Origin of the sequence: Paenibacillus xylanexedens, assembly GCF_001908275.1 — a bacterium.
Classification (GTDB): domain Bacteria; phylum Bacillota; class Bacilli; order Paenibacillales; family Paenibacillaceae; genus Paenibacillus; species Paenibacillus xylanexedens_A.
In genome coordinates this window covers 3,919,232-3,939,974 of record NZ_CP018620.1, presented here as the reverse complement: position 1 = coordinate 3,939,974, position 20,743 = coordinate 3,919,232, and the positions used below count along the sequence as shown (strand labels likewise).

12 protein-coding genes are annotated in these 20,743 nt (G+C 44.1%); 3 read left to right on the top strand and 9 right to left on the bottom strand.

Annotated features, from left to right (window positions below; translation table 11 throughout):
• The first annotated feature begins 274 nt into the window (after positions 1-274).
• Complete coding sequence (locus tag BS614_RS17535; protein ID WP_074094906.1) at positions 275-1,252, top strand: alpha/beta fold hydrolase; 978 nt, start codon at positions 275-277, stop codon at positions 1,250-1,252.
• Between the two features lie 88 nt (positions 1,253-1,340).
• Here the strand turns inward: BS614_RS17535 and BS614_RS17530 are convergent, their stop codons facing one another.
• The 5 genes from BS614_RS17530 to BS614_RS17510 all read right to left on the bottom strand — a co-directional run bounded on the left by BS614_RS17530 (position 1,341) and on the right by BS614_RS17510 (position 9,172).
• The gene (locus BS614_RS17530) at positions 1,341-1,988 is read right to left on the bottom strand and encodes a protein kinase family protein (protein ID WP_074094905.1); all 648 of its coding nucleotides are present in this window, start codon (positions 1,986-1,988) and stop codon (positions 1,341-1,343) included.
• A 310-nt stretch (positions 1,989-2,298) separates the two neighbouring features.
• Positions 2,299-3,780, bottom strand: coding sequence for a DHA2 family efflux MFS transporter permease subunit (locus BS614_RS17525; RefSeq protein ID WP_074096886.1), 1,482 nt, complete (start codon positions 3,778-3,780; stop codon positions 2,299-2,301).
• 68 nt (positions 3,781-3,848) lie between these two features.
• Positions 3,849-4,436, bottom strand: a complete 588-nt coding sequence (locus tag BS614_RS17520) for a TetR/AcrR family transcriptional regulator (RefSeq protein ID WP_074094904.1) — start codon at positions 4,434-4,436, stop codon at positions 3,849-3,851.
• 261 nt (positions 4,437-4,697) lie between these two features.
• A complete protein-coding gene (locus BS614_RS17515; protein ID WP_074094903.1) occupies positions 4,698-7,952 on the bottom strand; it encodes a bifunctional cytochrome P450/NADPH--P450 reductase in 3,255 nt (1,084 codons plus the stop codon).
• 299 nt (positions 7,953-8,251) lie between these two features.
• Positions 8,252-9,172, bottom strand: coding sequence for an NAD(P)/FAD-dependent oxidoreductase (locus tag BS614_RS17510; protein WP_074096885.1), 921 nt, complete (start codon positions 9,170-9,172; stop codon positions 8,252-8,254).
• Positions 9,173-9,635: 463 nt separating this feature from the next.
• Between BS614_RS17510 and cyoE the strand changes: the two genes are divergently transcribed.
• The gene (cyoE, locus tag BS614_RS17505; RefSeq protein WP_036608378.1) at positions 9,636-10,565 is read left to right on the top strand and encodes a heme o synthase; all 930 of its coding nucleotides are present in this window, start codon (positions 9,636-9,638) and stop codon (positions 10,563-10,565) included.
• A gap of 115 nt (positions 10,566-10,680) precedes the next feature.
• On the opposite strand, the gene BS614_RS17500 is transcribed toward cyoE, so the two are convergent.
• The 3 genes from BS614_RS17500 to BS614_RS17490 form a co-directional block, all read right to left on the bottom strand.
• On the bottom strand, positions 10,681-12,450 hold the full coding sequence (locus tag BS614_RS17500) for an ABC transporter ATP-binding protein (protein WP_074094902.1): 1,770 nt from the start codon (positions 12,448-12,450) through the stop codon (positions 10,681-10,683).
• The gene (locus BS614_RS17495; protein ID WP_074094901.1) at positions 12,447-14,192 is read right to left on the bottom strand and encodes an ABC transporter ATP-binding protein; all 1,746 of its coding nucleotides are present in this window, start codon (positions 14,190-14,192) and stop codon (positions 12,447-12,449) included. Before BS614_RS17495 ends, BS614_RS17500 begins: the two co-directional genes overlap by 4 nt.
• 602 nt (positions 14,193-14,794) lie before the next feature.
• A complete protein-coding gene (locus BS614_RS17490) occupies positions 14,795-16,030 on the bottom strand; it encodes an MDR family MFS transporter (RefSeq protein WP_074094900.1) in 1,236 nt (411 codons plus the stop codon).
• A 145-nt stretch (positions 16,031-16,175) separates the two neighbouring features.
• Between BS614_RS17490 and BS614_RS17485 the strand changes: the two genes are divergently transcribed.
• Complete coding sequence (locus BS614_RS17485) at positions 16,176-17,942, top strand: ABC transporter substrate-binding protein (RefSeq protein ID WP_074094899.1); 1,767 nt, start codon at positions 16,176-16,178, stop codon at positions 17,940-17,942.
• A gap of 135 nt (positions 17,943-18,077) precedes the next feature.
• Here BS614_RS17485 and BS614_RS17480 read toward each other — a convergent pair whose 3' ends face one another.
• Positions 18,078-20,705 carry a PAS domain S-box protein gene (locus BS614_RS17480; RefSeq protein WP_074094898.1) on the bottom strand — a complete coding sequence of 876 codons (2,628 nt, stop codon included), beginning with the start codon at positions 20,703-20,705 and terminating at the stop codon, positions 18,078-18,080.
• Positions 20,706-20,743 lie beyond the last annotated feature (38 nt).

Genomic DNA, 20,743 nt, shown 5'->3' with positions numbered 1-20,743 from the left:
CACCGTTATAAAAGTGAATCAAAAAAATCTGGGGATAACAGCGATCGGAAGGTTATTCTGTCATCGGAGTGAGCAGTGTAAATATTCTTTAGTTCAACTTATATCGTAGCTATATATTAATTCATTGGCCGTTGATATACAATTTTCACTAGAACACGCTCATCTCCCTTGATCGGAAATAAACTCAATTAAGATAGAATTAAGACTCTGTTTTCTCTCCTATAAGATTGGGCATATATGATAGAGAAAATACATGGAGAGTATGTGAGAGAACATGAAGAAATGGCGTAAAAGATTAGTTAAGTTTTTGATATTTGACCTGGCGATAGTTCTGTTGCTTCTGGGTACTGGCGTGATCTACCAACAAGTGGGTTTAAGGCAGGATGCCAAAACACTCGTCCCCCCTGGTAAGCTGTACGAAGTCCATGGAGACAATATGCATCTATATACTGGTGGAGAAGGCGATGTAACAGTCGTACTCGCCTCTGGCTGGGGAACCGCTAATCCCTATGTAGATTATTATCCATTATATGAAAAGCTTGCTCCAAACACAAAATTCGCTGTATATGACCGATTTGGCTATGGATATAGCGATCAGACCGATAAAAAACGTGATGTCGATACCGTAGCTGAAGAATTACACGAGTTGTTGCAGGTATCTGGACAGAAGCCACCTTATGTATTAGTTGGACATTCGCTCGGCTCGCTGGAAACCATCCGTTTCGCACAAAAATACCCGGATCTCGTCAAGGGTATCGTCATGATTGATGGCGGAAGCCCCGAATATTATTCGAATGACGATGACTCTTTGGCAGACACAATTGGTGGTTTTGCGAATAAATTCCGTATCCAAACCGGACTATTCCGCCTCTCCATGCAATCTGACTTGGTTGTCGAAACTTCCAATGCCAATCGTAATGAACTGAAACTTGTACCCGAAGATCTGAAAAAACTGGATACAACTGCGCTGTTGCACAACTATGGTAATGTTAATACGTTGGATGAATTACGTGAAATAGCTGCCAATGCCAAAGTGGTCGTAGATCACAAGCAAACCTTACCGTTTCCACTCACCATACTGACAGCTGACTACCTTGGTGCAAGTGAACCCGAATGGGATAAATCACAATTAGAATTCAAATCTTGGTCAGATGATTCAAAACAGGTAACCATTAAAGATACCGATCATTACATCCATCAATATCGCCCTGACCTCGTTGCGGATGAAATATTGGCCCTGGTGAAGAAGTAACGTACACTCTGCTAAAGTAAGGCTATGTTATATCATGAAAGAAACCCCAAAGGTATCTCTAATATCTTTGGGGTTTTAAGTATGTGATTTACTGTGCTATCGCCAACCTTGGCCGTTGGGACCTGAAATCGCTGAAAGCTTGTTCGATCTCTAATGAAGTCAACTGGTGACGATAAAAGTACTGTTTCATCGCCTCCATTTCGGTTCGATCGCCATTGTAGATGTTCTCAATTCTTCGAATGACCTGGTTATACAAGCTCTCACGTCTGGAGTTTACAGGCTCACACAACCAAAAGTTCGTTCTTTTCACATCACCTGTCTTGGTCCAGAGCAAATTCTCATATCGGATGACATCCCAGTCCCAATATCCAGCATGAATCTGCTGAAGTTCCGTTGTAAACATATCGTATATCAAGTTGGGAGGAATGTGTCCATATATCACACGGTACTCTTTCAGTTTGAATGCATCAACCCACTCTGTCAGAGTGTACTCACCCGGTGAATACGCATACAATTTAGGTGCATAAGAATTACTCTCCAATGCCCTAAGTGCTTCACTTTCTATCTCCCCATCCAATCTTGCACGTGAAGCATATACCTTTAGACAATAATCTTGCAATCTATATACAACCGAGCTATTACTAATAAGCGAAGCCTGTAGAGTGAGATGGCCGTTTTTTTCGTAGTGCAACAGCATCTTTTCAATGTTATTGCCAATGGGATTGATGATGATCATAATGAAGTCTCCTTGAGTAAAAATAAAATATAAACCGTTTTCGAATTGGTTAAAAATTGTACTATTACATTCTATATTACCCTTTTATATTAGTATGAACATATACAATTTTGCCGGAACATGAAGTATTTGCTCTGAAATTCATTCTTTGAACCGCCGTATTTCGGCTACATTTTTAGTCTAAAGGCTGTAACCCGTTTCACGTCAACACCAAAAAAGATAGAATAAATACAAAAAAAGCGATGCGTCCTTAAAGTTAAGGAACACATCGCTCTTATACAATATCAAATTATTATTGTTAGTTAATGGATTAATGCATAGGACCTTGTTGTCCCGGCGTTGATCCTACTTTGACCCGTTTCACGAAGAGTGAAGTAATCAGACCGATAATCGACAGAACTAATGCGAATACAAACGCATTCTGTACACCTGACGTGAAACCTGCCAGTTGATTTTCTGGACTTTCCGGGTTCGCCACTCCGCTCAAAAAGCGGGATTGTCCTGCGCTCAGTATACTTACCGCAACAGCCGTACCGATCGCTCCGGATACCTGTTGCAACGTATTCATGATGGCAGTACCGTGAGGATAATACTCACGTGGCAATTGGTTCAGACCATTCGTCTGTGCAGGCATCATAATCATCGAGATTCCGACCATCATGAACACATGCAGCGTAATGATTTTTGCCAGTGTTGTTGTAGGTGTAATTCCAGTGTACATGAAGAGTACAACCGTCACGACAGCCAGACCAATAATCACAAGCCACTTCGGACCAAACTTGTCAAACAGTCGGCCCATGACCGGAGACAGTAAACCATTCAGCAAACTACCCGGCAATAGAACCAGTCCGGCAGTTAACGCGGTAACGGCCATACCTTGTTGCAGATACATTGGCAGGATCAGCATGGATGACAGCATCATCATCATACAGATGAATATCAGGATCAAGCCAATCGTAAACATCGGATATTTGAACGCTCGCAAATCCATCATTGGCTGTTTCATTCTCAACTGACGGATACTGAATAACAGCAAGGACAACACACCAATAACGAGAGTGGCAACAACGACCGGACTCGTCCAGCCTCCACCAGTTTCTCCATGTCCCCCTGCACTACTGAAGCCGTATACGATACCACCAAAACCAAGGGTAGAAAGGATAATGGACAGTACGTCAATTTTGGGCTTGGTCAATTTCGAAATATTTGGCAAGAACAACAAGCCGCATACCAGTGAGATAATGAAGAACGGCAAGGAGATCCAGAAGATCCAATGCCAGCTCAGATTAGCCAGAATCAGACCGGAGATACTCGGACCGCTTGCTGGTGCAAACATGATAACCAAACCAATCAATCCCATGGCAGCACCACGTTTTTCAATCGGGAAAATAACCAATATGGTGTTAAACATCAGTGGCAACAATAGCGCTGTACCTATCGCCTGCAGTACCCGTGCCACCAACAGAATTTCGAAGCTAGGTGCAAGTGCAGCAACAAATGTTCCTGCAATCGAGAAAATCAAAGATGTTGTAAACAACTGTCTAGTGGTAAACCACTGCAACAGCATACCGGATACCGGTACCAGGATTCCCAACACAAGCAAGTAACCTGTAGTTAACCATTGAATCGTTGTAGGACCTACTTCCAGTAGAGCCATAAGTGGCGTCAATGCCACGTTTAATGCCGTTTCTCCAAACAGACCAATAAAGCCGCTCAGCAGCATCGCGAACAAAATCGGAAATACCTTGTATTGCTTTGTTTCTTGTTGATTCTGTGCAGAACCAGCCTTCATGGAAACCTCCACGATCCCATCCTCCTCAAACGTATCGAACTTTCTTTTTCTCTGTCTCTTGGTATAAATTATTGAATCTGTTTGGCGTTCTTCGTCACAACCGACAAATACTCAGCAGCCGTCAGCAGAGGCTGTTTATCCTGATTCGTCAGGCTGATAATCAGTGCTCCCTCCATCAAAGAAATGATCAGAAGTGCCGTCTCCCGCGCCTTCTCTTCACCAACGCCATCCAGAATCAGATGTTTCTTAATGACATCCTGCCAATCTGCAAATACACCCTGACATGCAATACGCAACTGCTGACTAATACACGATGTCTCCACAGCTGCCCAGAAGCTGAATGGCAGAAATCCGGTAAACCCGGCTGCTTCTGTTTCATGAGCCAAATCATGAATAAATCTCTGAATGGCATCCCCCGTATTGTCGTGGGCTGCAAATGTTTTCTCAAATGTCTGCAAGATTTGTTCATTGGCTTTTTGAATACACTCGTGCGCGAGCTCTTCCTTGCCTTGCGGGAAATAATGATACAACGACCCTTTCGGCGTACTACTCTCTTTGATGATCTGATTCAGACCGGTCGCATGATATCCTTGTGAAAAAAACAGTCTCGCTGCTGTGCTGACAATAGACTCTCTAGCATTAGACTTTTCACTCAACGAAAGCCACTTCCTTCAAATAATTATAACAATCGGTCTATATAATTAAACTCGTTCAGATAAGGACTGTCAATCATTTTTATTTCAAATTTAATGTAAACGCTAACAGTTCAGGAGTGAGAAAATGAACCGAGCGACGGCTCATGGTCAGATCATGATAACAGCCGCTATTTTGGAGACAAAGCTCCAGATTAAGCGGCTGTTTGTTAGCTTGAGTATATTAAGGACTGTATATTAGTAGATATTGGAGTCATCTCCGTCTTAATGTACCTCCTCATGCACAGTTTTAGGAGTTTCACCTGTTCGTTTATTACCTGCCCACACGTCTTGCACGTAGCGTCCTCCGGCCTGAAGCTGAATGAGCCAGTCCTTCGCTTGCTGCATCGTTGCTCCCTGCACCTCCTGATATGCTTGCCGCAAAGTCTCTTCTACCGCAGGTGCCATCTGGCTTCCATCCCCGCATACGTAGAGTTTTCCTTTGCTCATCAGCATGTGAATTAACTGTTTGGAATTCTCTTTCATTAGATGCTGTACATACGTTTTGGGCTTGCCATCCGCACGAGAAAAAGCAGTGTGTAGCTTAACGATCCCTTCCCTTTCGTATTGCTCAAGCTCCTGACGATATATGAAATCTGAATCATTCCTGCACCCAAAGAATAAATGCGCTTCACTCAGTTGCAAACCTCTCTGTTTCATGACCGCTCTCGCCTGGAGGAAACCTCTGAATGGTGCAACACCCGTCCCCGGTCCCACCATGATCATTGGAACATCAACCTCTTCGGACAGATGAAATTCGGATTCAGGTGTACGTACAAACATCAGAATATCTTCTCCGGATGAACAACCAGCGAGGTACGATGAAGCAACTCCCAGATATTCGCCCTTACCACTCCATGCAGGCTCTCTTACTACCGATACGGTTATGCTTGCTTGCTCGGAATTCAGGCTTGGCGAGCTGGATATTGAATAATATCTGGGCTTGAGTGGAGGCAATAGTTCAAGGAACCTTTCGAATGGCAGTTCACACGCCTCATACTTTTCTAGCAGGTCCAACATGGTGATTCGATTGGCAAGAATATCATCCTTGTAGCTATTTTCGTCCAACATGCCTTCCAGTTCACGCTTATGAGGTGGACATACCGTATGATTAGCTAACTCCTGCAACTGTGTTCTGGAGACTGGTGTCTGCAATTCCACACAATAAGCGAGCAACTCATGAATCTTGACGGGTCTGTTCAGTGGTAGGTGTGTAAGATGGCTGACGTCCGAAGTTAATTGGATCGGAGTATCCCCACGTAGTCCGAACCGACTGAGTATCCGATCTACATTCTGCTTCTGATTGCTAGGCAACACGCCGAGATGGTCGCCTTCTCTATAACTCATGCCTTCAGGCAGTAACACTTCGATGTGACGCGTGCTTCTTCCACTTCCCAGCGCCTGAAGCTCTTTATTAACTACAACCGTGACATAGCTGGCATCATAAGTTCGTGCAAGTGGCATATCCGTCTTCTCGCGGACAAACTCCATTTGAAGTCTGCTGGCGCTTGGCTTGGAGGATTTGATTGCTTCCTCGCTAATCCCTAAGACACTCAACACCTGTGGCCACAACATATGCTGCCACGCCTCGACTTGTTTCTCCATATCACCTCCGGCATCGGCTTCACCGCGGGATAACAGTCTTTTACCTCCCAATTCTTCAAGCCTCTCATCTATCCATCGAGGAATGCTCTGGTACGTCCCGGACCAACTCCGATCTCCACAACCCAGAACGGCATAGTTTACATCCTTTGCTTCCTCTGACTCTGTTCCCTTTAACCAGTCTACAAATGCCGTAGCATTTTGCGGAGGTTTACCGTTATACGAAGCTGTGACGATGAGAACGACACCTTGGCGGGGAATGCGGCCAACCCACTCATTCAGAGTGGCTGCTTCACTTGGGATTCCATACGAACGCCCTTTTTCCACAAGCTCTCGGGCAATGCCTTCTGCCGTTCCCAGATTGGAACCATATAACACCAGGAGCGAAGGCTTACCATCTGCTTCAACGGCCAGGATTTCTTCCCTCTGGCTTTCACTTGCTATATTTTTATGAACAACAGGAGCAGGTTTCTCTTTCGCAGATACGGTCGACTTATTCATCTTTTGTGACACTTCGCGCGCTTTCACCTGGATCCGGAAGTCTCCCGGCTTCAATGTCAGTGTCTGTTTAACATCCAACTCATAGTTGCTATAATCGATCAGCTCAAAATGTTTGAGGACCATGCCAAGCACAAGTGTTGCTTCATATAAAGCAAACTGCATGCCTATACATGCTCTCTCCCCATTACCAAAAGGTTTATACGCATGATGAGGCACTTTCGCCGTATCTTCAAATCGCTCCGGACGGAAAAGCTCCGCATCCTCTCCCCATGCCTCTCTGTCACGGTGAAGCTGGGGCAAAAGAATACTGCAACTCTCCCCTTTCTTCAAGGGATATTTGCCACCTATGACGGTGTCTTCTTTGGCATATACATCAAATCCCGGGGCTGTTGGCCACAGACGTAGTGATTCACTGAGAATCATGCGAATATAGGAAAGCTGAAGAATTTCCTCGTACTGTGGTGAGTCACTGACCAATATCTGATCCACCTCGTCATACGCCTTTTGAAGCGATTCCGGATTTTTCAGTAGAAAGTAAAGAGCAAAAGATAACAAACCACTCGTTGTTTCATGTCCGGCAATGAGAAACGTAATAATCTGATAACGGATGTTCTCATCATCCAGCATTTCTCCAGTCTCCGGATCTTTGCCATTCAGCATACGTGCGAGCAAGTCAACCTCTTCGGGTGCTGAACTCGCTTTACGTTCCTCTATAATCTGATCTACCAGAGAGAACATCGTCTGAATATCCTCGTGGAACTGTCGTTTGGTTTTCACCATAAGCAGATTCTGAATTTTCAAACGTGAACTCTTCTGCATTGCTTCATTTAATGCCCGAACCATGCTTTCAATAAAAGGACTGTGGTCCTGTCTATAAAAACTGTTAAACCGATAATTGAATCCACATAGTCCAATGGTATCCAACGTAAGGCGTGTCATATCGTCCGCAACATCAATCGTATCATTGGAATTGAGGCGTGCCCACTTGTTGATCAATTGATCGGCAATATCAATCATCATGGAATGATAACCTTTCATGGCCTGCTTGCTGAAGGTGGGAAGCAGAATGTTATGGGCCTTTTTCCAATTGGGCTCCGATGTTCTGCTTGTAAATAAACCATCGCCTCCAAAGGCACGTACGTTTTCGAGTTCATTATATACAAACTTATCAAAACGGGAGACATCGCATAACTCCGCGACAAGATCTGGCCCAGATATGATTAAACCGGAATAACCGGGAACCGTAAGTCGATATATCGGTCCATGCTGTTCAGCTAGAACGCCTAGCGACAACGTGGGTTTATCTTTATCAATTAAGGGCAGATTGCCAAGTGGTCCATACATTTTGGGCTGTGGAATGGAAGTTGCATCACTCATGATGATCACCTCTTAACTGTACGCCGTGGAGCAAGGTATTCGTTAGCCATATGATAGCCGTTTTGCTTTCATTCATAAGTGATCTCTCCTTTGATGATTATATAAATGATAGCAATATGTATCATTTGATAATACAATAAACCATAATTAAATTAATATCAAATTTTCTTCCGGCTGTATTACTTTCATTTGAATTGTTCAACGTTTAGGTTGAATAACAACAAATAGAGGATTGCATATGCAATCCCCTACTGTATGAACCAATGACGCTATGATTCTATGACGCTTATTAATTTAATCTAACGATGACTTGGCTCATCCCACTTCTCGAAATTCAATTCATTATTAATGCTTACAGCAGACAATGCCCCCAGAGACGCAGCCGTGATTGCCTGATACATCTCGGATGCTGCATCACCAGCACTGTATACACCCGCTACAGATGTTTTGCCGGAAGCATCAACGATAACCGTCCCCGACTCTGTAATTTCACAACCGATGGCCTTTGGCAGTTCTGATCCGGTAAACAGTTTCGGTTGGAAGAAAACTCCTGTGCATGGAATCGCTGTACCGTCATTTAGCACAACTTGATGTACCATTCCTTCTTCAGAGTTAATGGATTGAATCGGTGCATCGAATACAGTAACATTATGCCGCTTCAGCTCTTCACGCTGCTCATCGGTTAAGTAATTTGATCCATTCGTACAGATCGTATATTGTGCTGTCCAACCGGATATGACTTTTGCCATATGTAATGCCTTATCTCCACTAACGATGATGACCAGCGCTTGGTCTCTTAACTCCCATCCATCACAATATGGACACACAAACGCACTTTTACCGTAAACTTCTGTTAATCCGTTAATATCTAGAGGCAGATCTTTCTTACCTACTGCAAACAAAATCTTTTTCGTGCGATAGTTTACCCCTTGAGTAGTCTTAACTACAAAATCACCGTCGCTACCTGTTATCGCTGTTGCCGTATCGGATGCAAATTGGACTGAGGGATACGCTTCAATCTGTTCTTTGGCAGCTTTCCGGAATTCACGTGGACTTGCCCCATCTCTTGTCACAAACCCATGAGTCTCCCTTGTAACCCAGTTACGCGGTGTCTCATCATCAATGACCACGACGTTCTTGCGGGCCCTGCCAAGCACTAGGGCTGCATTAAGCCCCGCTGGTCCTCCACCAATAATAAGTACATCCAAGAGTTGATTCATATTACTCATACTATTCACCCTTTCCAGACATTTAATATCTCTAATTAAACTTTAAAAATAACCTCCGCTTTCTCTTAAGAAAGTAATATCGGAGAATTACAGGAACACATTTTAAACAAGACTATTAAAGATATCTTATATCTACAATAAACAAAACCTAACCATTTTGCAACATATATCTTTAACCACTTTCTTCAATCCAGCCTGTGGAAGTTGAATAAAAGATTATTTAAACTTACACTACAATGACAGAACAAACTTTAAATCACTGTTATACCCGGATTTTTGGATTCTCTCCTGTAACACAGAAATAATTATTTAACAATTAAAAACAACCTTGTTTTTAAATTGTTCACAATCAAATGACATTATTTTAAATACTAAAACGTTAATTAAATCACATAGTGGATTGAATGGTATAATAGCGACATAATATATAAGTATAGATATAGGAAGTGAGTTCTTGAAAACATTGAACAATGGTTCACAGACCAATATCAGCCTGGAGTATAGCTCGATTCCGAAAGTATTCTTCGATACGATCAAAATCGGAATCATCAAGTCCAACCTGATCGCCATGTTTGCGGGTTTAAGTTTGGCTTTATATGTATTTGATGCTTCAATCTTAGCTAATATTGTACCAATCATCCTGTCCTTTATTGGGTCTTCTCTCATTATTGGAGCTGCAGGGGTGTTTAACAACTTGTATGATCGTGATATTGATGCGATCATGGAACGTACGAAGAAACGTCCTACGGTTACGGGACGCGTAGATACCAAGTCGGGTCTGATTCTCGGTATTGCAATCACCATCATCGGGGGCATCATGTTGTACATCGCTTCCCCATCCGCTGCTGTATTTGGTATTTTGGGTCTGTTGCTTTACGTGTTCCCTTACACGATGTGGACCAAACGTACAACGATCTACAACACGGAAGTGGGAAGTCTTTCGGGTGCTGTGCCTCCACTCATCGGTTGGGCAGCCATTTCACCGGAACTGGGTCATTTCGAGATCTGGGCATTGGTCGTTACGATGCTCTTATGGCAAATGCCTCACTTCTACGGGATTGCGATTCGTCGTTTTGACGAATACAAAGCTGCTGGTGTTCCCATGCTACCCGTTGTTAAAGGAATCAGACGGACATACATTCAGACAAATGTGTATCTGGTACTGTTACTGATCTCCAGCTTTTTATTCTGGCCGATGAGTCCATTTGTCGCTATTGTGGCATTTCTGGTTAGCTTGGCTTGGCTCATTCTTAGTGTGGCTACCTTTGATAAGAAAGAAACAGAGAAATGGTCCAAACGGATGTTTATCTTCTCCATTAACCATATCACTATTATCTTCCTGGTCATCATTGCGTATTCCTTGATCGCTCAAATGATGAGATAAAAATATTCCATCTTTCCACTCGTTATAACGATAATAAGCCTTACAGACATTACTCTTCCAGGAGTCGTCTGTAAGGCTTTTTTGTTTTCTTATTATCTTTTCTAAATTTTTAAAGCTAACCAACTTTGGCGGGAGTTTGCTCCCCTTGCCACAGCAACTGCATCTCTTCATTGGTGGCAAGCAATTCGGCCAAGCTTCCCTCAGCTTCAATGCGTCCATCTTTCATCACGATAATATGATCTGCTTTGGAAAGTGCTGCCCTGCGGTGAGAAACTGCGATGCAGGTGACATCCGGCTCTTGGAACATCCCTTCCCATACTTGTTGTTCTGTCTCCACATCCAGTGCACTGGACAGATCGTCAAAGATAAACAGGTCCGCTTCCGTCATTAACATGCGTCCTGTGGCCGCGCGCTGAATCTGCCCGCCTGACAGCATCACCCCTCTTGGACCAACCGGGGTCTCAAGCCCCTGATCCAGATGTTTGATATCCTTCTCCATCACAGCCAGACGAATGGCTTTTTCAAGCGCTTGCTCGGTGTTCCCCTGTTTGCCTTGGACGATATTTTCTTTCAACGTATCACTGAACAGTCTTGGCACTTGCGGGGTATATGCGGCTCTAGGCGGCATCAGGAACGTGGCTGGATCAACAGCTTCTCCATTCCAGTGAATGTCCCCTTTTTGCTTGGGTAACAGTCCAAGAAGTGTTCGTACCAGCGTTGATTTACCTGATCCAATCCGTCCTGTAATAACAAGAAATTGTCCACGTTCCAGTCGGAAACTGATCTCTTCTATGCCATTTGCAGAATTCGGATATTGATAAGTCAGCTTATTCACCTCAAGAGATTGCAGCTTCTCCTTAGGGTCCCTCTGTTCACTTACAAGCTCCGGCGGATCTTTATACAGATAGATTTCTCTCGAATCCATGATCTGGTCTTCTTCCCCCGGGCGGAATAGCTTACGCATACGATCATACGATACCTTGAGCCTTTTGTGCTGAAACACCATATAACCAAACAGTGAAATGCTAAATCCGATATTGGCCAGATAACTGGTGAATAAGGCAAAATCACCTACGGTAAAGTTACCTGCTTTCATCTCAGCTGCACACATCAGTAGAATCAATCCGGTACAGATACTTAGAACATGCTGATTCATCGATCTCATCCACTGCTTGAACAGATTGTCTCGAAGTGCAGCCTGGCGACGATCTTCATTCAACTGGTTGAAACGTGAAGAGACATTCTCTTCGGCCTGACCCAGTTTCAGGGCTTGCACTGCTCCAAACGTTTCCGCAATAAAACTGGTAATTCGCCCAGTCGATTCACGATTAACCTGTGCATACTTCCGAGCCCGATTTCCGGACAGATTGTTAAGTAAAGTCACAACCACCAATGGTAACACGGCAACCAATGTGATCTGCCAATTAATGTTTGCCATAATGACGATAGACACAACAGCAAATACGAGTCGTCCCCAGAAGTCCACCCATGATTCTACATACTCGACGACTTCATCGACATCATCCCGAAAGCGACTCATCGCCTCCCCTGGTGAAGCCGGAAGATTACGCCCAGGCCAGCGCATGATTGCTGCGAGCATGTTGGTTCGCAAAATCGCCTGAACATGATACAGATACGTGACCCATGCATAAAAGGCTACAAAAAATGTGCCTACCCGTGCCATTCGGACTAAAGCAATAAAGATAAGCGGCACAGCAAGCCACATGTAGTCAGTAGAACCCGCTGTTGTCCGATCAAAAAACCACTGCATCCCAATACCAATAGCTAACGGCAAGGAATGAAATATACACCATAACAATCCGTTGATTATAAACAACAAAGGCCTGAATCGAAACAAACGGCCTATAAATCCTGCTACAGTCATGCCAGTTCCTCCTCTCGGCCTGTAATGAGCAGTCTGGCATAGTGAGATGCCGGGTTACTGGCAAGTTCTTCTCTCGCTCCAAATTCCAGTACCTTCCCATCACCGAGCACCATAATCCGATCCACTTTCTCCAGTGTAGCCAGTCGGTGAGCAATAATGACTCCAGTGGATTGTTTCATTAACTGGTCAATTGCAGATTGAAGCATTCCCTCGGTCGCAGCATCCAGACGTGACGACGGCTCATCCAGAATAACCAAACTCGGTTCGGTCAGAAATACGCGGGTTAAGGCAAATAACTGTGCTTCCCCTGCCGACAATGAAGCCCCACCTGCTGCCAGATACGTATCAAGTCCTTCTGGTTGTGAATTAATCCATTGGCTAAGTCCAAGGCGATCCGTCGTTTCCTTGATCATCTGATCCGATACATCCTCATTGAACAGGGTCAGATTGTCACGCAGTGTGCCATCAAACAATTGCACATCCTGTGTCACCATGCCAACGCGGCGATAGAGCGCTTGTAATGAAAGCTTTGTGATATCCGTTCCACCTACACGGATCGTACCCCGATCCAGATTGTACAGCCGGAGAAGAACACGACTAAGACTCGATTTACCGCTACCTGTGCGACCGATGATTCCCAGGCGTTCACCAGGTTTAATAGCAAAAGTAATGTCGTGTAATACCGGTTTATCCTGGTTATAACTGAAGTGCACTTGACTGAATTCCAGACCAAGAGGTCCTTCCGGCAATTGCTCCTCTGTGCCCTCTTCAATCACACTTTGCATGGACAACAGCTCTCTGGAGCGCAGCATGCCTGATTTTGCTTTTTGAAACTCCTGAACCTGATCTCCAAGCATCTCAATCGGATCATTCAGCATCTGCGTATATTGGTAGATCAGAAATAATGTTCCGATACTAATTAGACCTTCCATATAATAATGCACACCCAGCAAAAGCACCGCAGTGACCGCCAGAGCGAATAGGACTACTGTGGTATTCCACGGAATAACCCGTAACAGCCAGGCTTTTCTCCCCTTACGGAATACCGTGCGCATCGTGCGGTAAAAGCGGTTCATCACATAAGGCACATGACCATTCGCTTGCACATCTTCAATCCCGGCAATGCGTTCTTCAATTAATCCGAACAGAGAGGCACTTGCAGCCCGTTCATTTTTGGAAGAGTCCACGCCAAGATTTCGGATGAAGACCATGAACAGGATCGATAATAATGTGAACACGGTCATGACCAAAGCAATGGGTACATTAACGCTGAACATGAATCCGAGAATTCCGGCCAGCAGTACAAAACTCCCGATCACCTGCACAATGAACATCGCGAAAAAATTGGAGATGCTCGTTACGTCACCATCCACACGTTCAATCATCTCACCAGGTGTTTTCTCATTATGAAAACGCATATCGAGACGCAGACAGTGCTTCAGCAAATCTCCGCGCAGTTGATTCGTGGCCCGCCAGGCCACATCATTCCCCAAATAACTTACCGCTACCGTGATGAGTTGATTAAACACGGCAACAACCAGAAATATTCCTGCGAGTTGAACAAGATTGGTGAGGACTCCCCCACTTGCTGCTGTATCGATAAATCGTTTGATGATCTGTGGGTTCAAGAGCTGAAGCCCCGTTGATGTGAGCAACATGATTAAAAGTAAGGCCAGCCGTCCTTTGACTGTTTTTAGATAGCGCAGCAGCCATGCCATGGAACTTTTCTCTGTTTTGGGCACAGGTCCCACCTCTTTATTGGTTTATTTAATTGTTCTTGCCTATTCATATTTGTTGATGATCTTAACGACAGCAAATTTGCGATCACTAGGATGAGTCATACATAATGACATTAAAATCGGGATTTCCCGCCCATAATTGATATGTAGAACGTAAGTTGACCATTGTACATTCTCCTTTTAATAAGTTAGTTTTTTATAAAATAACGCTCCAAACGCTCCTTTCCATGTGAACAAATTGGGTGGAATGCATGCAAAAAAGCCATAGATGAACTAATGTTCATCTACAGCTTGTAGCCAAAAGAGATCGAATGAAATGCAAAGCATTTCCCGTATCTCCTCTGCATCGCAATAATGATGAGCGTCCACGACAGAGGTGCACAAACATGACTGTCCCAACGCGATCATTGCAAAAAAATTGGATTAATGTCACTATGCTCATGCGTATTCAGTTATCGATTCGAAATCTGTATAGGCATAAACATAATCATCATCCCACCCGTTTCACATATTTGTTGTTTATTGTATTCGCTGGACTAACATCCGTCAAGATAATTTTAACTGAATTGTTATTTAATTCATGCCATTAAAATTTTCAATTCTCGCTACATACTTAATGATGTAGGCTCTGTTTGCTTCTCTCTAACAACAAGACGTCTATGTGCGATCAGAAGAAAAGGTACTCCCAGGGCAGTCGTCAGTGCAATCGGTAGAAAAACAGCGAGCCCATTCTCCGCTCCAAATTGACTTAATAACACCCCGCCCATGACAGGAGCAATGACACTACCGATATTATTGAATCCGATAGTCCCGAAATACGTCCCTTTCCATTCCGGCTTTGCAATCCGGTCAATGAGCATATCCATCATGGTGAACAACAACACTTCCCCAATGGTAAATAGTATGACACTCATCATCATCATGAGTACACCTTCAGCGATTCCAACCATCATCAGACTGGTTGCAACCAGCAGGTTACCCACAATCAGAGGAACAAGCGGTGGGAAGTTTCGGAAGGTTCTCACAAGAGGATACTGAATAATCAGTACCGTCACAGCATTCAGGGACAGCATGTACGAGAACATCTGACTTCCATTCTCAAAGATCGGGCTTCTCGCCAAGTACTGTGCCAACGTAGAACTAAAGTGCCCGTAACCCAGAACACAGAATGTGGTACCGATTAATACCGGCAGAAATACCCGGTCGCGACCAGTGGTCATGAGTGCTTCACGCAAACGTGGTGCGGTTGCCTGATGACGCTCTGGCAGATTGGCATGCTGTAACTTGAATTGCAGAAATAATACAAGTCCATAGGCTATGTATACCAAGCCGGAAATCACAAACGGAAACGTCGATTCAGATGATCCCAGCTGAAATCCGATAATTGGCCCAAATACCACACCTAGATTAATCGCAGCATATCTAAGGTTGAACACCAGCAATTTGTTCTCCGGAGAAGTAATATCCGATAACAGCGCTCTGGAAGTGGGTTCAAATACTGCGCGGCATAATCCGTTTAACGTATTGGCAACAAAGAACACCCATAGATGCTCTGCTGCTGAAAAGATGAAAAACACACCTGCCCAGCTAAATACCGAGATTAACATCACGATTTTGCGACCGATCCGGTCCGAAATGTAACCTCCATAAAAGCTGACCATAACACCTGCCAGCGAGCTAACGGCCACAGTAATACCGGTCTGGGTCGGTGTAGCATCTAACACACGTGTCAGATAGATGGATAGAAACGGGATACTCATTGACGTGACAAGACGTCCAAACATGGTTCCGATAATAATCGTCCATGCCAAGGGGTGAATCTGCCTTAAATATTGCCTCATGCGAACTTCTCCTATTCTTTCTAAGTGCTTCAAAAGCGGACTTTTTGAACTGCCTCTTCTAATGTATAATTGTAAGGATAAAAGGGGGAAGTAAAAGTGTAAACATATGTTCACACTTTTCACCTTTAATAGAGGAGTCATGACCATGGATACCCTACATACACACTTTATAAGGCTCGCCGGGGCCGAACAGCTTTCATTCAAACTTCATGAACCTGTAGCGGTAACCATCGATAGCTTGTCCGCTGCCCTGTGCTGCACCCCTCGTAATGTGAAATTCATTCTCAGAAAATTGGAAGAACTGGGCTTCATCCATTGGCAACCGGGACGTGGTCGTGGACATCATTCGAAGCTAACGATGCTGCGCAGCATGAATGAAGCGTTGGAAGCGAGTTTTACCGAACTTTTAGGTAAAGGCAAAATGAAAGACGCCATTGAACTCATCGGAACCGTCCAGATGGATGATACATTGCGAGAACAGCTCATGCTCTCCCTTCATCAACAGATGGGATTTCACGGCCACGATGAAACTGCCTCTGGTCAGGATATACTGCGCATCATGAGGTCACGCCAGTTAGGTGATTTGGACCCAGCCTTTGTTTATACTGCATTTGAAACCTACCTGCTAAGCCAGGTCTGTAATACATTGATCACTTATGATGCCAAGACAGAATCATTCCTGCCAGCACTGGCGCACATGTGGGAGTGCAGCGAGGACCATCGCTTATGGACCTTCTATCTCCAGAAAGGTGTACGTTTCCACAACGGACGTATCATGACGTCCCGGGATGTGCAAGCGACGTTGCAACGATTGATTGATGTGCATAGTCCGTCCATCTGGTTGTATCGGGATATTGAACGAGCGGAAGTAGCTGGCGATTACTGCATCAAGTTTGTTCTACATCGTCCTAATCGGTTTTTCTTGCATCTGTTCAGTTGTATTCGGATGACAATCCTGCCCTACGATTACAATGTAGACAATACATTGGTAGGTACCGGTCCTTTTCAGATCTCTGAGCTGAATGAAGATGTGCTGGAGCTTACCGCTTTTGATGCGTACTACGGCATCCGGCCACATCTGGATCAAGTGCATTTCTGGTTTGTGCCTGACCTGAGTCCAAATGATCGCTATTATGAGCTACCCGGTACAGATCGATTGAGTCTGACAACAGGCTGTGATCAGACGAACAGTATCAATTATCCGGCGCTTGGTTGTCAGTATATGCTGTTCAATTTTCACAAGGAAGGCATCCATCATCATCCCCTATTTCGGCAAGCCCTGCGTATTGTCTATGATTCGGTCGCACTTGTCAGAGATCTCGGTGGAAATCGGATTACACCAGCCAGCAGCTTCCTTCCCTGGAGAAGTGCAGACCAGGACTGGTCAGCTGGCTCTCTTGAGCAGGCTCGTGAATTGCTACATAACTGCGGGTACCAGGGGGAGACCATAACTTTATCGTATAAGCATAATAAGGATGCAGACGTTGCCGAGTGGTTCCGGTGTAGGGCAGCGTCCATCGGTCTGAACATCAGCATGCATGCCGTTGTGGATTATTTCAATTCAGAGGAAACCACAAACGCACAATTGATCCTCGCTGAAGAGATACTGGAGGAAGATTGGCAGTACGGCATGATTCATTTTTTCAAAAACCTGTCCAACCATTTTCATATGTGTATGTCTCCTGCATTCCAGTCTCTATTGGATGACAAACTGGATCATTTTGCAAAGCTTCATCGGCCAGACCGTACTGCGCTTCTGGATGAAGCTGAATCCTTGCTACGTGATCACTGCTGGATCTTGCATGGCTGTCACATGAACAAGCAGGCGGAACTGGATCAGAGCATCTTCGGTATGCAGACAGCGGAATTCGGATATATGGACATCTCGAAATTGTGGATCAAAAATCCTTAGGGATTTGTGCACAGTCGTATATGCGGCATACAGGAGTGGACCAAATCATGGAACAGCAAAAAAGCCGGTAGCCTATTGACGATAAGCTAGCGGCTCTATTGCCGATCCATTTTTAGTGCAATCAGAGATTAATATTTAGAGATTATTTTTAATGTAATAGGTCTCCAATGCTTGCATAATGGACTCGATTTTGATCGGTTTGCTGACATACGCATCCATACCTGCCTTCAAGCAGTTTTCCATGTCTCCTCTTACGGCATTTGCAGTTACCGCAATAATGAATGGACAACTCTCGGGGTGCAAAGCATTTTTAATCACTTTTGTCGCTTCGAACCCATTAAGCCTTGGCATATGCACATCCATGAAGACAATATCATATGAAGTGTGTTTGACCGCCTCGACTGCCTCAACACCATCCGCCACATGATCCACAAAGTGCCCTTTTTTCTCAACGATTCTGCTAAGGACGAGCTGATTCACCTCATTGTCTTCTGCGATTAAAATTCGCAAGGCTGATGTTCTGCTCTTCTTCTGCTGTTGATCCAACCTGTTGCTCTCTTCACCGTTATTTAATTTAAATTGGGCGGTAAATATAAATATTGTACCCGGTTCATCCGATTCCTCGATCCAGATCTCACCCTGCATAAGCTCCACCAGTTTCTTGCTAATGGCAAGGCCAAGACCGGTACCTTGAGGTTTGCGGGTCATAAAATTGTCCAGTTGGTAGAAAGGTTCAAATAACTGTTGTTTCCTCTCAGCCGGAATGCCAATGCCCGAATCTTTTACCTGAAAATAAAGCTGCACGGTATTGCCGCACTGCTCCTTAACTCCCACTTTAACTTCCACGCCGCCTTCTGAAGTGAATTTGACTGCGTTGCCGATGATATTGGTAAGTACCTGTTTAAGACGATAAGCATCACCATACACCGGAGTTGGAATGACATCTTCTACGCACATGCGAACATCCAGCTTCTTTTCACGAGCCAGCGGTTTTACGATTTGCACCGTCTCGGTCACGATCTCTACGAGATCAAAAGGATCTTCCACCAGATCGGTTTTGCCTGATTCGATTTTGGAAAAATCAAGAATATCATTAATGATAGCAAGCAAGGAATCTCCACTCTTCTGGATGATTTCGATATATTCCTTTTGTTCCCCGCTAAGTCCAGGAGTATCCAGGAGCAAATCGGTCATCCCAATTACACCGTTCATGGGTGTGCGGATTTCATGACTCATCATCGCCAAAAATTTACTTTTGGCCTTATTCATTCTCTCCGCTGTCTCTTTGGCTACCAGCAGTTTTTTCTGCTCCGTAATATCCTTGGCAATCAGGTAAAACCCGACATTGGATTGGTTAACAATGATTGGAGCAAGCGTAGCCAAGACTTCTGTCTCAGATCCATCCGTGTGCCGAACAGCGTTGATTTCCTTTTCAGCCATCTCATAATTACTGCCCAGAATCAGACCCAGATTACTGGCTCCGATAAATCTGCTTATGCTTGTGTCGATCATTTCAGCCACGGGACAGCCCGTCATTTTCACCGCCACTGGATTTGCATTCATAATATTACCATCCATGTTAAACGAGATAATGGCGTCATGATTGTATTTCTTAAGCGAAGTGTATCGCTCCACAGATTCCTGCAATTTAAATTCGATGCGTTTGCGTTCAGTGATATCCTGTAGTGTTCCGTTCAGCTGGACTGGCTGACGATTCTCATCGAGTGTAATCAATCCGCGCAAGTGAAGATACTTCTCATTTCCATCAGAACTGATGTGTTTGTATTCGAAATCGAGCGGTTCACCTTGTTTTACCCCTGTAATATGTTTTTGTATAGAGGCTATATCTTCGGAATTCATAACATCAAAAACATCACTTATCCGATATGGTTTGCAGGTGCGTTCAAGTTCAAAAATCTCAAAGATCTGATCTGAAAATGTAATATGGTCTAAGACCATATCCCATTCCCAACTACCAATCAAGGCGATACGTTCAGCCTCTGCACTGATATCCTTTTGTTTTTTTCGCTCTGATATATCTCGTCCAATTGTAAAAATCTGCTGTTCATGCTCCGCATCACCAAAGACCTTGTATGTGGTTTCAAACCAAAGATAATGCCCGTCTTTATGGCGGACTCTAATATTCAACAGATTACCTTTAGTCAAATCCATCTGTGAGATCCGTTCCAGATCTTGTGGGTGAAAGGAAGCATTATTGTTTTGGCCAATGACTTCTTCCGGGGAATAACCTAATATTTGTTGGACTGACGGTGAGCAGAACCGACAAACTCCCTCTGAATCGGCAATATAGATGATCTCCTGAGCATGATCCGTAATAAGTTTGAACATTTCTTCACTATGGAGAAGTTTTTGTTCAGACAGTTTACGATTGGAAATATCAACAATATGGCAAACGGAATAAAGAGGTTCATCCGTAATTTCATTTCGAACCAAGGAAACATGTATCGAACACCATAAGATGTCACCATTTTTATTAATATAACGCTTTTCGTATTGATTTTCTTTTGATTTACCTTCAAATAGCTCATAACTACAGATCATATCTTGTGAGGAATCATCCGGATGTGTAATATCCTGATACGTGAGATCCATTAATTCATCACTTGTATAACCTAGCATACAGCAAAAGGCAGGGTTCACTTTCATCCATTGCCCTGTTGGAGCAACTAGTGCAATCCCAATAGGCGCTTGGTTATAGATCTGCTCGAACAATTCGTGATGATCGACCTTTTGAACCTGCATTGTAAGTTCTCCTTTTGGCATAGACTCCATGTAAAGTT

Coding starts and splice junctions, on each gene's coding strand:
- BS614_RS17535 (WP_074094906.1), top strand. CDS start 275: ATGAAGAAATGGCGTAAAAGATTAGTTAAGTTTTTGATATTTGACCTG.
- BS614_RS17530 (WP_074094905.1), bottom strand. CDS start 1,988: ATGATCATCATCAATCCCATTGGCAATAACATTGAAAAGATGCTGTTG.
- BS614_RS17525 (WP_074096886.1), bottom strand. CDS start 3,780: ATGAAGGCTGGTTCTGCACAGAATCAACAAGAAACAAAGCAATACAAG.
- BS614_RS17515 (WP_074094903.1), bottom strand. CDS start 7,952: ATGAGTGATGCAACTTCCATTCCACAGCCCAAAATGTATGGACCACTT.
- BS614_RS17510 (WP_074096885.1), bottom strand. CDS start 9,172: ATGAATCAACTCTTGGATGTACTTATTATTGGTGGAGGACCAGCGGGG.
- BS614_RS17500 (WP_074094902.1), bottom strand. CDS start 12,450: ATGACTGTAGCAGGATTTATAGGCCGTTTGTTTCGATTCAGGCCTTTG.
- BS614_RS17490 (WP_074094900.1), bottom strand. CDS start 16,030: ATGAGGCAATATTTAAGGCAGATTCACCCCTTGGCATGGACGATTATT.
- BS614_RS17485 (WP_074094899.1), top strand. CDS start 16,176: ATGGATACCCTACATACACACTTTATAAGGCTCGCCGGGGCCGAACAG.
- BS614_RS17480 (WP_074094898.1), bottom strand. CDS start 20,705: ATGCAGGTTCAAAAGGTCGATCATCACGAATTGTTCGAGCAGATCTAT.